Origin of the sequence: Christensenella intestinihominis (assembly GCF_001678845.1) — a bacterium.
GTDB lineage: Bacteria > Bacillota > Clostridia > Christensenellales > Christensenellaceae > Christensenella > Christensenella intestinihominis.
On sequence record NZ_MAIQ01000007.1, the window covers coordinates 112,640 to 125,343 of the forward strand.

Genomic DNA, 12,704 nt, shown 5'->3' on the forward strand with positions numbered 1-12,704 from the left:
AGGTACAGTTCCTTGACGGTCCCGTGCCCGAGTGGTAAACTGGAAACTAATTCTATTGGAAAGGACATTATTTATGCTGGACCCGATCTTTTGCTGAGCAACGATGGAATATAAGCGGGCATAGCCTGCATGTGAATTTTCCACGCGGATTATTTGCGTGTTTTTCAGCGTGCCTGTTCGGATGGACACAAAAGAGAGGTAAAATAATGTTTGATATCAGGAAAATACAGGAAAAAGTGATCTTTGAAAATGTAAGCGCCATAAGCGGCCGGGAAATCGCAAAAGAAATTGTGTACGGCAGCGATACGGAACCGAGGGAAGACGCCGCGTGGGTAAAGGAAACCATGCAAAGGCTGGAAGCGGCATATGATAAAGAAACGCTGGTACGGCTGCGCATGAAATGCCAATGCGGTTATGGTATGGATGAAAAAAGGGAACTGGTAGAGGAGTTGTATGCCTCCGCAAACAGTATGGAAGAATTTGCGGGAAGCGAAAAAGCGCGCAAGGCCGGGCTTTTTACGCAGGACGGCGAATTGTTCCTGAGCTTCCCCTTTTGCCCGTGCCCGATGCTGTCGGGCGTTTCCAGGCTCGATACGAAGACCTGGTGTTATTGCACAATGGGATACAGCAAAAAGCTTTTCGAGGATGTTTGGGGATGCGGGGTCAAGGTCGATTTGCTGAAAAGCATTAAGGCAGGAGACGATATGTGCCTGATGAAGATCACGCCGCTATCTCCTATATGGGAAAAGTAGACGCATAAGATAAAAAAGGGCAGGAAGGGCGTTATCCATAAGACAGAAAATTAAAAGAATAGCTGTCAAAACAGGATTGGCATAAAAAGACCAATGAGCAGAATCTAACTCATTGGTCTTTTTGCTGCGTCGACATTTAGACCCTGTTTTTGGCGTTTTAGGTACAAACACCTTACCTTCCTAAAATTGCCCTCTGAAACCCGCATGGTTAAGGGCTAAAAAGTGCTCTAAATAGTAACAAAACAACTTGTCTAAGCTGTTTTAATTTACTTTATATTGTAGTATAATTTATGGAAAGGTCATTTATTATCAATGGCGAGGAAAATAAATTGAAGAATTTAGAATTATTTGATTATATTGATGAGTATATAAAATATTTAGACCCTAATGATAATCCATTATTGTTATGGAAGGAAGATAAATTATTTGAATTCTTTAAAGGACTTTATCAACGAATCAAACCAGAAAGCAAAGAAAACAACCAATCTTCTTTTTTTAATTTTTATGTAAATTCGACTTTCTCCGGCGAGCCGTTTCCTTGTTCGCACTATAATTGTAGAATGAAAAATGTTGATAAATTAGCTCGTTTTTCATCTCTTTACGCAGATAAAGTTCTCATTAAATCTCCTCTTGATAAATATTTGGAAATAGAGGAAATGAACCCAGAAGAATTAGCAAAGGATTTATACGTAGATATACTTCTTTTGGAAAAATTGAGACCTTTGATAATTGCCGATATTGTAGGTTTTTCTTCAGAATATATTTGCGTATGCCAAGATTGTCTTGAAAAAATTTTAGATATAGAAGATAACTTTAGAATCAAAGTCGAGTCTTTGCAATCGGATATTAGAAAAGATTGTCTAGCTTCTATAACTTGCTCTCTTTGTAACGACTATGGTTATCCATTTTTAAGAATAGAAGGTGCGGAAAAATATGGCTTTCATGAAACAACGGATTGGCTGTTTAAATACTATTTGCCTTCTCCTTTAAAAAAATATTATCGCCCGTCTAACAAAGAACCGATTGTGTTACCGCAAAAGCTCATTAAAAAATTGGGTATCGTTGAAAGCCTTACAAATAATTCTTTTAGAGATTTGTTAGAAAAAAATGTGTCCTGCGTAGGACGAAATTATTCTTACTTAACTGATAGGGATTTTGATATTTATATGATTAACCATCTCCATTTACCATCAGACCTAGAAAACTCTCAAAATCTATCACAAGGTTTATTACATGAAGTTCCTTTTCTAAATGAAGTAAAAATTGAGAACATAGTTAAATTGCGTTTAGATGAAGGAGAATCTTTTAAAGTATATAGAGATAGTATAAACAAAATTCTTCAAGGCCAAAATCGTGACAAAAAAGAAATAAAGGATATTAGGCGTGATATTATTATGCCTGAAATAAATAAAATAAACCTTGTCCTAAAAAATAATAAGAAAGCACTTCTTGGTTCAGTGGCATTTGATCTTGCGTTTTGGGGTGCAAGTATTTCCATTGGTCTTTTCAGCGGTATAATGCCTCCGAATGCTATAGGTATTTTGGGGATGGTTGGAGGAATCTCTACAGCTAAAGATATAATTACCAAAGCCAAAGATAGCTACAGTGACAAGTGTATCAAAAATGAAAATTTCTATTTTTTGTGGAAATTGTTTAAAAAAACAAAATAGCAATTACTCGTGCGGCTTAATCCCCTTAAAGAACTCCGCAAAATCCACATTATAGACTTGCTGGAGCGCAACCAAATCCGTTACCTTTATATTGCGTTTCCCAAGTTCTATTTTTGCATAGGCTGGACGATCAAGAGGACTCCCTAATAAATTCATTTGTGCTACTACTTTGCTTTGTGACAAACCAGAATCAGCCCGCAGCCGTTTTAAATTTGTAGATAAACTCACATTTTGAAGAATCATATTTCTCATAACAGTACCCCTTTAAAAAATTGTGCCTAATTAGACACATCTTTTTCTTGATTATATAATTATCTCTATGATATAATGGTGTCCAACGGGACTCTGATTTTATCTAAGGAGAAATAATCATGTCAAATAAAAAAGTATTGGAATGTTTAGAGCAAAATGTTGAGGGATTAGAAAGAATCCAAAACCTAATGCGGTTTGAAGACCATCTCATATACAGCGATCTTATGTTGGAAATCAACTTAGATCATTTTAATGGATATGAAGCTTTATTACCTGTCATGCTTATATCGACAGATGACCCTGTCATTGAGCGAACAGGTAAGCGTCTTTTGCTCCAACTATATAGTGAGAAATTACAGGAAATCGGCGGTCGGCAGATCGTTGATCGCGTGACAGATATTTTGATCGAAGAAAAAAATCAATGGGACAAGAGAATCAAGCGTCTGCGTAAATTGAAAAAGCAAAATAAATTATAAACATTTCTAAAAAAGGTTCCTTTTTGGGTGTTTCGGATTGTGTTAGTAATGAGGGGACATATACGGGATATTCGGTCTACCAGCAAGCATAGGAAGTGTATTGACACTTCCATATTTTGAATCATGACCGCTTACGCGTCCATGAATCAAAATTGCTTGTTGGGGAGAATCCCCAAACCCCTCTAGTCTATCACGAAACGGAGAGGAACCCATGAGCAAAACACGAATCGTAAATAACAGTATCGTTGTAAAGAACCCGACCGCATTTGTCCTGCCCGCGATCAATCTATCAATCAAAAAAGGCACGACAATTTACACGGTCACAGGGATTTACAAGGGTACAAAACCATTGACGCAAAAGCTGTATCGCGTCATGGAAAACGAAATTGAATCCTGTATTGGCAGCCTGCATGAAAAGGAGGATTTGTAATGAAGCAGACTGACCATATCACGGCTTTGTATTGCCGCCTGTCGCGGGACGATGAACTGGACGGCGAGAGCAACAGCATACAAAACCAAAAGAATATATTGGAAAAATACGCCAAAGAAAACCATTTCCAAAATCCCGTATTCTTTGTAGACGACGGCGTGAGCGGAACGACCTTTGACCGCCCCGGCTTCAATGCTATGCTGGAACAGGTCAAGGCGGAAAATGTGTCCACTGTTATCATCAAGGATATGTCGCGGTTTGGACGGGACTATCTGCAAGTGGGGCTGTATACGGAGGTGCTTTTTCCAGAAAAGAATGTGCGGTTTATTGCGATCAACGACGGCGTAGACAGCGAAAAAGGCGACAATGATTTTACACCGTTCCGCAATATCATCAACGAATGGTACGCCAAAGACACAAGCAAGAAAATCCGCGCGGTCATGAAATCCAAAGGACAGGCGGGAGAATACCTTTGCACCAATCCGCCCTACGGTTACTTCAAAGACCCCAACGACAAAAAGAAGTGGATTGTGGACGAGGAAGCGGCAAATGTGGTTAAAAAAATCTACCGCCTTTGCATGGACGGAAACGGCCCGACACAGATTGCGCGAATACTCACAGAACGCAAAATTTTAACTCCCGCCGCATACTTCCAAAGTCAAGGAAGAAGTTATCCGGTCATGGTAGAAAACGGGCGCTGCGCGTGGGTGGCCGATACAGTAGCATACATTCTCGAACGCAAAGAGTATACAGGCTGTATGGTGAACTTTAAGACTTACAAAAAGTCATACAAGAGTAAAAAGACTTTATTCAATCCAGAGGAAAAGCAGCTTGTATTCGAGGGTACACACGAAGCGATCATTGAGCGCGAAACATGGGAAAAGGTACAGGAATTGCGCCGCCACAAACGCCGCCCGACCAAGACAGGAAAAAGTAATATGTTCGCGGGGATAGCGGTGTGCGCGGACTGCGGTTCCAAGATGTACTACTGCACAACGAATCAGTTTGAAAAGCGGCAAGATTTCTTTGTCTGCTCCGCTTCCCGTAAAGCAATGGACAAATGCGAGGCACATTATATCCGTGCTGTTGTACTGGAAGAAATGGTTTTGCTTCACCTGCAATATGTATTGGATTATGTTGCGCGTTACGAGCAACAGTTTGTACGGTGTATGGGCATTTCACAGGCAAAAGAGTACAAAAAAGCGACGGCATTGAAACAAAAGGAACTCGCAAAATCTCAAAGGCGTACCCATGAACTGGACGTGTTATTCAAGAGAATGTATGAGGATAACGTAACAGGCAAACTCGCAGATGAACGGTTCTTCACTCTTTCGCAGGATTATGAGAAAGAGCAAAAAGAGTTGCGGGAAAAGACTGTTGCCTTGCAAGCAGAACTGAACGAACAGGAACAACAGGTGACGGACATTCAACGTTTTGTGACGAAGTGCAGGAAGTATGTTCGATTGAAAGAACTCACCCCAACAATCCTCAATGAACTGGTGGACAAGGTATTTGTCCATGCACCTGTTAAAAATGGCGGAAAACGAACGCAGGACATTGAGATCGCGTATAACTTTGTGGGGATTTTGCCGCCGACTACATTCACCCAAAACGAAGAAACGGCATAGCGGAAAACCGCTATACCGTTTCAAATACTCATACTGTCTTATGCAGCCGCCCCTGAATGCCCTTTTTTTGTCTCCTGAAAATGCCGCCCGAGCCGGAAGGAGATCGTCTTTTTAGCCGTCGCCTGCAAAATTTGCACCGGGTCTGTTGCTATCTTTCCGGAATGGATTTTCAAAAAAATTCGTCCCGGGGACAGAAAAAATGATACACTATAGGAAACGGACGGAATTTATTTTCACGGCAGGAGATGCGGGCATAAGGTAAAAGGCATGAATATCCCGAAAGAGAAAAAAATAGCCGAGCAGTGCAAAAAGCTGGTCACAAAATATAATGTGCCGTCGGCGGCGGAACGCTTTAAAAAAAGGGTGGAATTGTTTCATCTGCTGGTATGCTTTGAACGGCTCCACAGGACATACCGCAAAATCGAGCCGCATGACCCCGGCGATTTTATTGTGCGCGATTCGGAAGGAACGCATATGTTTGAAATCGTTACGATTTTTGGGAATAAGGACGCTTACCGGATGATAGAGGCCCATTTTGAGGATTTGTTCCAGCATGGCCGCCCCGGGGAGGAACGGATTCACCTGATTACCAGCTTTGAGGAAAATATGGACCGGCTGAAAGAATTACTGGTTACGAAAATGTGGGAAAAGAACGAAAAGGAATACTTCAAACGCCACAATTACAAGACGGCCAACCTTTTATTGGTGACGGCGGAGTACGACAGGAAAAAGGCGCAGTTCCCGTGGTTCCTGTCTTTGGCGAACAGGGAATTGGGCGAAGTGGTGGCCCGGAAGAATTTTACCCGTTGTTATGTGCTCGATTATCTCGGGGCCCATGCCGAGGTGCTCGATATGGAAGAAGGCTTGCTTGCCTACGAAAAATATCAAAAGGAAAACGGAGCGTATGGGCGGCCTTGAAAGACGGGAATGCTTCACGGCAAACAGCTTGGCAAACTCTCCACACAGGAATCAATGAACCAATTTTCCATAAAATTATAAGCAGTCTATGCGCTTGTGGTTGCGGTAAGGCGAAAATACTGCTATATTGTGGATTTCATAATGATATCACGTAATTCCTCTAAAAATTTCTTACCTGCTCTTGAAAATACCTGACGTTTTTTCCATACGATACACAGTCCGGCTTCCAATACAGGACGGAGCGGCTTAAAACAGAGATCATTGTTTCCCGTTGTATCGATCAGTTTATCCAAAGCGATTGCATAACCAAAACCTTTTTTTACAAAATGGGAAGCATTATAGATTAATTCATAGGTTGCTACAATATTTAATTTTGATGTGTCTTTTTTCAACCATGCAGACAGCTCGCTGCTGTCGGATGTTTGATGTGATAGAATCAACGGTTTATCCCATAAATCTTCCGCGCGGACGGATTCCTGCTTTGCCAAGGGGCTGTCTTTACGCATGAGGACACCCCATGTATCCTTGACAGGAAACCGCATAAAATCATACTTCGCAATATCAACAGGCTCGACCAAAATTCCAAAATCGATCAGGCCTTTGTCAAGCCGCTCTGTAACGTCGGAGGCGTCGCCGCTGTAAATGCGGTAGCGAATCAGAGGATGCTCCCTCTGCAAATTTCTCGCCGCCTGCGCAATGAAGGCGATTGCGTCTGTTTCCCCGCCGCCAATATAAACATCGCCGCTGATATTTTCACCGGAAGAGCTGATTTCCGCTTTTGTCTTTTCCATCAAGTCAATCACTTCCTCCGCACGTTTCCGAAGAAGCATCCCGTCCTCGGTCAAGGTGACCTTTTTGCTCCCGCGAATGAGAAGCTTCCTGCCCAATTCGTCCTCCAATTCTTTTAGCTGTCTGGATAAAGGCGGCTGCGTCATGCGAAGCGTTTCTGCTGCCCGCGTAATATTTTCTTCCCGCGCAACTGCAAGGAAATATTGCAACACTCGAATATCCATATATACACCTCGTTTCATAAAATATTTTATCAGCCTAGTCCATACTTTTCAAGTATCGCTATCCATTTAATATATGTATTTGATATCTATTGTTTTGAATCTTATACTGGACACATGAGGAGACAAAAGCAGATATATTGTCTAATGTCCTGATTTCTAAATAAACGATCTGGAGGAATTTTTATGAATATGAATTTTAACTTTTTTATACCCACAAAGCTTATTTTTGGGATTGGAAAAATAAATGAACTCGGCATTCAAAACATGCCGGGCAACAAAGCTCTATTACTGATTTCAAACGGAAAATCCGCGAAATTGTCGGGCGCGTTGGAACGGACGCAGGAACAGCTATGCAAAGCGGGTATAGAGTATGCTGTATGCGCGAATATTCATGAGAATCCATCGAAGGAAGTTGTGATGGAGGGGGCCGCGTTCTCGCGGGAAAATGATTGCGATTTTATTGTGGCCCTCGGAGGCGGCGCTGTATTGGATTCGGCCATTGCGATAGCGGCAATGGCAACCAATCCCGGTGATCTGTGGGATTATGTGTCCGGTGGTTCAGGCAAGGAACAGCCGCTTGTGAACGCGCCTTTACCTATTGTCACAATTCCACTGACTGCGGGGACAGCTTCAGAAATCAATCATTGGGGCGTTATTACGAAAACAGATACCCATGAAAAAATTGGGTTTGGCGGTGACGAGCGGCTTTATCCTACGCTTGCCATCGTAGACCCGGAATTGATGAAAACCGTTCCCGCAAAATATACCGCATATCAGGGGTTTGACGCGCTGTTCCACAATACGGAGGTTATGATTTCAAGCGGCATCAATATTATGAGCGAAATGGCAGCCCTTTCCGCGATTGAAAATATTGCGAAGTATCTTCCCCGTGCCGTGGCAAATGGAAACGACCTGGAAGCGCGGGAACATATTGCCTACGGCAGCACCATAGCCGGAATTGCAATGCAGCTTACCAGTACAACAGCGAAACATTCTATGGAACATGCCATGAGCGCCTACCATCCCAATCTTCCGCATGGAGCGGGTCTTATTATGATTTCAAAAGCGTTTTATGAGTTCTTTATTGAGAAACACGCCTGCGATGGGCAGTTTGTCAAGATGGCGCGGGCAATGGGAATTGAGAAAGCCGACAAACCTGGAGATTTCATTTCCGCCTTGATACAGCTTCAAAAAGCTTGTGGAGTGGATGACCTGAAAATGAGTCAATACGGCTTCAAACCGCATGAATCCATGACGCTGGCTTTAAATGCGCGGGAAACAATGGGAGGGTTGTTTTTAGCGAATCCTTGCGAAATGACGGACGAAGACTGTGCAGGAATATTTGATAAATCCTATCGTTGATAAAGCGGGGTAAAATATCTTGAAAAAAGTTAAAATATCAGTCTTGAAAAGAGAATTTTATGAAAACCTTGCAAAAGAATATGGCGTAAAGGGGCGGCAGAAAGGAAGGTCGTTTTGACAGTAAAAGATGTTATAAATAGTTTTTATGAGGATGAAAATTGTGATCTGGAATGTAAACGGTATGCCAGCGAGCTTTTTCAGGAAGCAATTGAAATTGGCATGGAGCTGAACACACGGTATCACACGCCGGAGGAGATCAGGGTAATCATGGGAAAGCTGACCGGAAAGAAGATAGACGAAACGTTCAGACTATTTCCCCCGTTTTACACGGATTTTGGAAAAAACATCAAAATTGGCCGGGATGTTTTTATCAATTCCGGGTGCCATTTCCAGGACCAGGGTGGAATTGAGCTTGGCGACGGTGTGTTGGTCGGACATAATGTGGTGCTTGCAACGATCAACCATGACCTTGATCCGGCGCAAAATCGAAAAAACCACTATGCGCCGATCAAAATAGGCTCTCATGTGTGGATCGGTTCCAATGCAACGATCCTACAGGGAGTTACCATTGGCGAATGGGCCGTTGTAGCGGCAGGAGCCGTTGTAACCCGCGACGTTCCTAAAAATACGATCGTGGGCGGCGTTCCCGCCAAAACGATAAGGACTGTTGATCCACATATAGACAAATAAGAAAGGGCTTTAAAAAAATGAAAAAATATTTAGCGTTATGTCTTTCGCTGTTTATCCTGCTTTGTTTTTCATCTTGCAGCATAGACCAGACAAATGCGGGAATGATCGCAACAAATCAGGAAGAAACAATGCCGCCCCGAACAGAAAACCCTTCCGAAACGGCTCAACCGCCAGAAATCGAAATGGAAAGTACGAATATTTTGATCGCATATTTTTCTTGTACGGGAACAACAAAGACGATCGCGGAATATGCGGCCGGGATATTGGGCGCCGATCTTTATGAGATAACGCCCGAAACGCCCTATACGCAAGAAGATTTGGATTATAATAATTCATCCAGCCGCGCAAACCAGGAGCAAAGCAATTCCAGTGCCAGACCGGCAATATCCGGTTCTGCTGCAAATATAGAGGATTATGATACGATATTCCTCGGCTATCCAATTTGGCATGGACAAGCCCCGAGGATCGTCAGCACGTTTTTGGAAAGCTATGATTTCAGCGGCAAAACCATCGTGCCGTTCTGCACTTCGCACAGCAGCGATATCGGCTCGAGCGATACCAGCCTGCATGGCCTTTGCCCGGAATCTACGACATGGCTGCCGGGCGAACGGTTTGCCGCAGGATCATCAAAGGATACTATAAATAATTGGATTGGGGGCTTACAGCTTCAAAAGGAAAGCGCCCAAGAAGGCGGAGCGTTCAATTTTAAAACAAAAACCGTACTGCTGAATAGCGGATATGAGATGCCGGTCGTCGGCCTTGGCACTTACAGCCTGTCGGACGAGGAATGCTTCAATTCCGTTTCAGCATTACTGGAGGCGGGCGGCAGGCTGATCGATACGGCTTATATGTATCATAACGAGGAAAGCGTGGGGCGGGCGGTTCGGGAATCGGGCGTTCCGAGGGAGGAAGTTTTTGTCACGACGAAATTGTACCCCAGCCAGTTTGCCAATGCGCAGGAAGCCATCGACGAGGCGCTCGGGAAGCTCGATGTGGAATACATCGATTTAATGCTCCTGCACCACCCCGGCGACAATGATGTGGAGGCTTACAAAGCAATGGAGCAGGCCGTAGCACACGGGAAAATCCGTTCTATCGGTCTTTCGAACTGGTATGTGGAAGAACTGGAGGAATTTTTGCCGAAAATCACGATCATGCCAGCGGTCGTTCAGAACGAAATCCATCCTTACTATCAGGAAAACGACATCATTCCCTACATACAGGAAAAAGGAATTGTCGTGGAAGGTTGGTATCCATTTGGCGGGCGAGGCCATACGGCAGAGATGCTGGGCGATGAAGTCATTTCCGGGATTGCGCAAGTGCATGGCAAAACCTCAGCGCAGGTGATCCTCAGATGGAACCTGCAAAAAGGCGTAGTCGTCATACCGGGTTCCAGTAATCCCGACCATATCCGGGAAAACCAAGATATCTTTGGCTTTGAGTTGACAGAGGAAGAAATGGAAAGGATCAATGCGCTTGACCGCAATGAAAAACACGATTGGTACTAATACCAATCAGTCCGGAGGGCCCGACGGATCGGATATTTCCTCAATGCCGGAGACCCCAAAATTCAGTAAATTTTGTTTCATCATGGTAAAATTTTTCCGGATTAACCGGGAGAAGGTCGCCGCAAAGAGGTCGCCGTCCCCTTGCCGGAGGGCTTCCTGTAAATCCTTGGAAATCCCTTCCCAGCCGGCTACCGGCTCTTCCCCGGTTGTATCGAGGCGGAATACGCTGCCTTTGAGCAGCAGCAATGTGAGCTTTTCGTAAATTTCACGCAGGGCGGCCTGCGGGCTGCAACGGATCACCGCCTGCAGGCTGGCGCCGATGGTTGCGATCATGGCTGTCAACTGCCCTTCCGAGGCGACGGCGGCAGAGATTGTATGGAGGGTGTCCTGGGAAAAATAGGGGAATACGTCAAGAAGGACCGGCCCGGAAGTGATGGCAAGCAATTGAAGCGCTTCCAGGAAGGTCCTGAGGTTATCCTCCATCATCAAATCTTTCAATTTATATACGAGGGAAGCGTCCCCTTTTTTGACGACTCGCGTTCCCACGCCGTTGAGCGTTTGGGAAATCCCCAATTTATTGAGCAGTGCAACCGTACGCCGAATGGTGATGACCGCCACATGGTATGTATCAGCCAAAGCGCCGCATGTGGGAAAAAGGGTGCCGACAGGATAGATTCCCTGGTTCACCTTGCAAATCAGGTCGATCGCAATAATTTCACAGTATTGCAGGCGGCCCTTATGGGGCTCCCAGCAGAAAGGCTCCCGGGATTCCGCGGGACTGGCAGGCACCTGTTCCAGATACCGGGTAAGTTCTTTGTAAAATTGCCCGCCTAAACGGTCGTGCCGCCCTTTTGCAGCGGGGCAGGAGCCGTTTTTACAATCCTCAAGGCTGCGGACAAAAGTATCCGCCATCTCCTGCAGGCGGGCGTCCGCCCCGGTTTTGCCATAGCAGGCGGACAGGATATCGAGGAAGGCGCTCTCGATGAAGGAGCCGACGTCGTAATAAAGGTTCAGGGCCGTACGGCTGCCCAGCGCGCGCAGGGATTGCTCAAATAAACGGTATAGGCGCTTCCCGGGATGGGAGGCGTTTTCGGCTTGGTCAAAAGAAGAAAAATCCATATGGAGCAGACCTTCCATGCAAATGGAAGGGGAAAGCAGCTCCAGCGTTTTGCAAAGGTCGCCGAGCGCGGCGGCACGCTGGCGGAATACGCCGCTTTCAAGGTAATTCCGATATGGTTTTTTGAGGACGACGGTTTCCTTCCCGCGGCACAGCCTTAAAAGCCCGTCCTTTTCAAGCGCCTTAAGCGCCCGCTGCGCAGGGCAATAGGAAACGCCATACCGTCGGGCGACCTCCTGGGCGGACGGAAAACGTTCCCCGTCGTCGTAAAACCCAAGCTGAATCTGGCCTGCGAGGCTTCGGTAAATGGTTTGTTCCTGGCTGTTTATATAAGACATGGCGTATCGCCTTTCAAGCTTTTTATTTTATTATACCGATATGTCTGCAAAATTTCCAGATTAAGGTGAAATCCCGGTATTCCAAAAAACACGACCTGATAAGTCGGAATTTATTGGAAAGCGATTGTTTTATTTGACCGGGACAGGTATAATGTGATTAAGTATAATATGATTAAGGAGGCGCAAATGAATCTGAAAGAATGTTATTTTGCCATCGGGGCGGATTATGAAGACATCATGCGCAGGTTTAAAAGCGAGGAACGGGTAGAGCGCTTCCTGAAAATGTTTTTGAACGATAAAAGCTTCGAGATATTGCGCGGCGCAATCGTGGATGAACAGTATGAGGCTGCCTTTCGCGCGGTACATACAATGAAAGGAATCTGCATGAACCTGAGCCTTACGGCGCTGTATCGTTCCTGTGTCCTGTTGACCGAAAACCTGCGGCCAGGCAGCCCGGATGGGGATACGCGGCGTTTTTTTGAAAAGGTAACGGAGGATTACGAGCGGACAGAGGCGGCGGTTCGCGATTATTTGGGTCAAGGAGTTTGAC

13 protein-coding genes are annotated in these 12,704 nt (G+C 44.9%); 10 read left to right on the top strand and 3 right to left on the bottom strand.

Annotation, left to right across the window (positions count from 1 at the left end; genetic code table 11):
- The first annotated feature begins 206 nt into the window (after positions 1 to 206).
- Positions 207 to 752 (top strand): DUF6144 family protein, encoded by a 546-nt coding sequence (locus BBD38_RS10380; protein ID WP_066687908.1) that lies wholly within the window; start codon positions 207 to 209, stop codon positions 750 to 752.
- A gap of 290 nt (positions 753 to 1,042) precedes the next feature.
- A complete protein-coding gene (locus BBD38_RS10385; protein ID WP_172807820.1) occupies positions 1,043 to 2,422 on the top strand; it encodes a hypothetical protein in 1,380 nt (459 codons plus the stop codon).
- A gap of 3 nt (positions 2,423 to 2,425) precedes the next feature.
- Here the strand turns inward: BBD38_RS10385 and BBD38_RS10390 are convergent, their stop codons facing one another.
- On the bottom strand, positions 2,426 to 2,674 hold the full coding sequence (locus BBD38_RS10390) for a helix-turn-helix domain-containing protein (protein WP_046443908.1): 249 nt from the start codon (positions 2,672 to 2,674) through the stop codon (positions 2,426 to 2,428).
- A gap of 119 nt (positions 2,675 to 2,793) precedes the next feature.
- Between BBD38_RS10390 and BBD38_RS10395 the strand changes: the two genes are divergently transcribed.
- The 4 genes from BBD38_RS10395 (at position 2,794) to BBD38_RS10410 (ending at position 6,126) form a co-directional block, all read left to right on the top strand.
- Positions 2,794 to 3,150: a hypothetical protein gene (locus BBD38_RS10395; RefSeq protein ID WP_066687912.1), complete on the top strand. Its 357-nt coding sequence runs from the start codon at positions 2,794 to 2,796 to the stop codon at positions 3,148 to 3,150.
- Positions 3,151 to 3,361: 211 nt separating this feature from the next.
- Positions 3,362 to 3,580 (top strand): hypothetical protein, encoded by a 219-nt coding sequence (locus tag BBD38_RS10400; RefSeq protein ID WP_066687915.1) that lies wholly within the window; start codon positions 3,362 to 3,364, stop codon positions 3,578 to 3,580.
- Positions 3,580 to 5,208 (top strand): recombinase family protein, encoded by a 1,629-nt coding sequence (locus BBD38_RS10405; RefSeq protein WP_066687918.1) that lies wholly within the window; start codon positions 3,580 to 3,582, stop codon positions 5,206 to 5,208. The genes BBD38_RS10400 and BBD38_RS10405 overlap by 1 nt, the downstream gene beginning before the upstream one ends.
- A gap of 267 nt (positions 5,209 to 5,475) precedes the next feature.
- Positions 5,476 to 6,126, top strand: coding sequence for a hypothetical protein (locus BBD38_RS10410; RefSeq protein WP_066687924.1), 651 nt, complete (start codon positions 5,476 to 5,478; stop codon positions 6,124 to 6,126).
- Between the two features lie 122 nt (positions 6,127 to 6,248).
- Here BBD38_RS10410 and BBD38_RS10415 read toward each other — a convergent pair whose 3' ends face one another.
- Positions 6,249 to 7,139: a LysR family transcriptional regulator gene (locus tag BBD38_RS10415; protein WP_066687927.1), complete on the bottom strand. Its 891-nt coding sequence runs from the start codon at positions 7,137 to 7,139 to the stop codon at positions 6,249 to 6,251.
- A 183-nt stretch (positions 7,140 to 7,322) separates the two neighbouring features.
- Between BBD38_RS10415 and BBD38_RS10420 the strand changes: the two genes are divergently transcribed.
- From BBD38_RS10420 to BBD38_RS10430, 3 genes are all read left to right on the top strand, one after another.
- Positions 7,323 to 8,501 (top strand): iron-containing alcohol dehydrogenase, encoded by a 1,179-nt coding sequence (locus BBD38_RS10420; RefSeq protein ID WP_066687930.1) that lies wholly within the window; start codon positions 7,323 to 7,325, stop codon positions 8,499 to 8,501.
- A gap of 219 nt (positions 8,502 to 8,720) precedes the next feature.
- Entirely contained in the window at positions 8,721 to 9,191 is a 471-nt protein-coding gene (locus BBD38_RS10425; protein WP_066688046.1) for a DapH/DapD/GlmU-related protein, read from the top strand.
- Positions 9,192 to 9,373: 182 nt separating this feature from the next.
- On the top strand, positions 9,374 to 10,699 hold the full coding sequence (locus BBD38_RS10430; RefSeq protein WP_235829128.1) for an aldo/keto reductase: 1,326 nt from the start codon (positions 9,374 to 9,376) through the stop codon (positions 10,697 to 10,699).
- A 6-nt stretch (positions 10,700 to 10,705) separates the two neighbouring features.
- Here the strand turns inward: BBD38_RS10430 and BBD38_RS10435 are convergent, their stop codons facing one another.
- Positions 10,706 to 12,154, bottom strand: a complete 1,449-nt coding sequence (locus tag BBD38_RS10435; RefSeq protein ID WP_066687942.1) for a GntR family transcriptional regulator — start codon at positions 12,152 to 12,154, stop codon at positions 10,706 to 10,708.
- Between the two features lie 186 nt (positions 12,155 to 12,340).
- On the opposite strand from BBD38_RS10435, the gene BBD38_RS10440 reads away from it, so the two are divergent.
- On the top strand, positions 12,341 to 12,703 hold the full coding sequence (locus BBD38_RS10440) for an Hpt domain-containing protein (protein ID WP_066687944.1): 363 nt from the start codon (positions 12,341 to 12,343) through the stop codon (positions 12,701 to 12,703).
- The last annotated feature ends 1 nt before the right edge of the window (position 12,704 follow it).

Excerpts from the sequence above, each read along its gene's own strand:
- BBD38_RS10420 (WP_066687930.1), top strand. The coding sequence starts at position 7,323 with ATGAATATGAATTTTAACTTTTTTATACCCACAAAGCTTATTTTTGGG.
- BBD38_RS10430 (WP_235829128.1), top strand. The coding sequence starts at position 9,374 with ATGGAAAGTACGAATATTTTGATCGCATATTTTTCTTGTACGGGAACA.
- BBD38_RS10395 (WP_066687912.1), top strand. The coding sequence starts at position 2,794 with ATGTCAAATAAAAAAGTATTGGAATGTTTAGAGCAAAATGTTGAGGGA.
- BBD38_RS10405 (WP_066687918.1), top strand. The coding sequence starts at position 3,580 with ATGAAGCAGACTGACCATATCACGGCTTTGTATTGCCGCCTGTCGCGG.
- BBD38_RS10425 (WP_066688046.1), top strand. The coding sequence starts at position 8,721 with ATGGAGCTGAACACACGGTATCACACGCCGGAGGAGATCAGGGTAATC.
- BBD38_RS10380 (WP_066687908.1), top strand. The coding sequence starts at position 207 with ATGTTTGATATCAGGAAAATACAGGAAAAAGTGATCTTTGAAAATGTA.
- BBD38_RS10400 (WP_066687915.1), top strand. The coding sequence starts at position 3,362 with ATGAGCAAAACACGAATCGTAAATAACAGTATCGTTGTAAAGAACCCG.
- BBD38_RS10385 (WP_172807820.1), top strand. The coding sequence starts at position 1,043 with ATGGAAAGGTCATTTATTATCAATGGCGAGGAAAATAAATTGAAGAAT.
- BBD38_RS10410 (WP_066687924.1), top strand. The coding sequence starts at position 5,476 with ATGAATATCCCGAAAGAGAAAAAAATAGCCGAGCAGTGCAAAAAGCTG.
- BBD38_RS10435 (WP_066687942.1), bottom strand. The coding sequence starts at position 12,154 with ATGTCTTATATAAACAGCCAGGAACAAACCATTTACCGAAGCCTCGCA.
- BBD38_RS10440 (WP_066687944.1), top strand. The coding sequence starts at position 12,341 with ATGAATCTGAAAGAATGTTATTTTGCCATCGGGGCGGATTATGAAGAC.
- BBD38_RS10390 (WP_046443908.1), bottom strand. The coding sequence starts at position 2,674 with ATGAGAAATATGATTCTTCAAAATGTGAGTTTATCTACAAATTTAAAA.
- BBD38_RS10415 (WP_066687927.1), bottom strand. The coding sequence starts at position 7,139 with ATGGATATTCGAGTGTTGCAATATTTCCTTGCAGTTGCGCGGGAAGAA.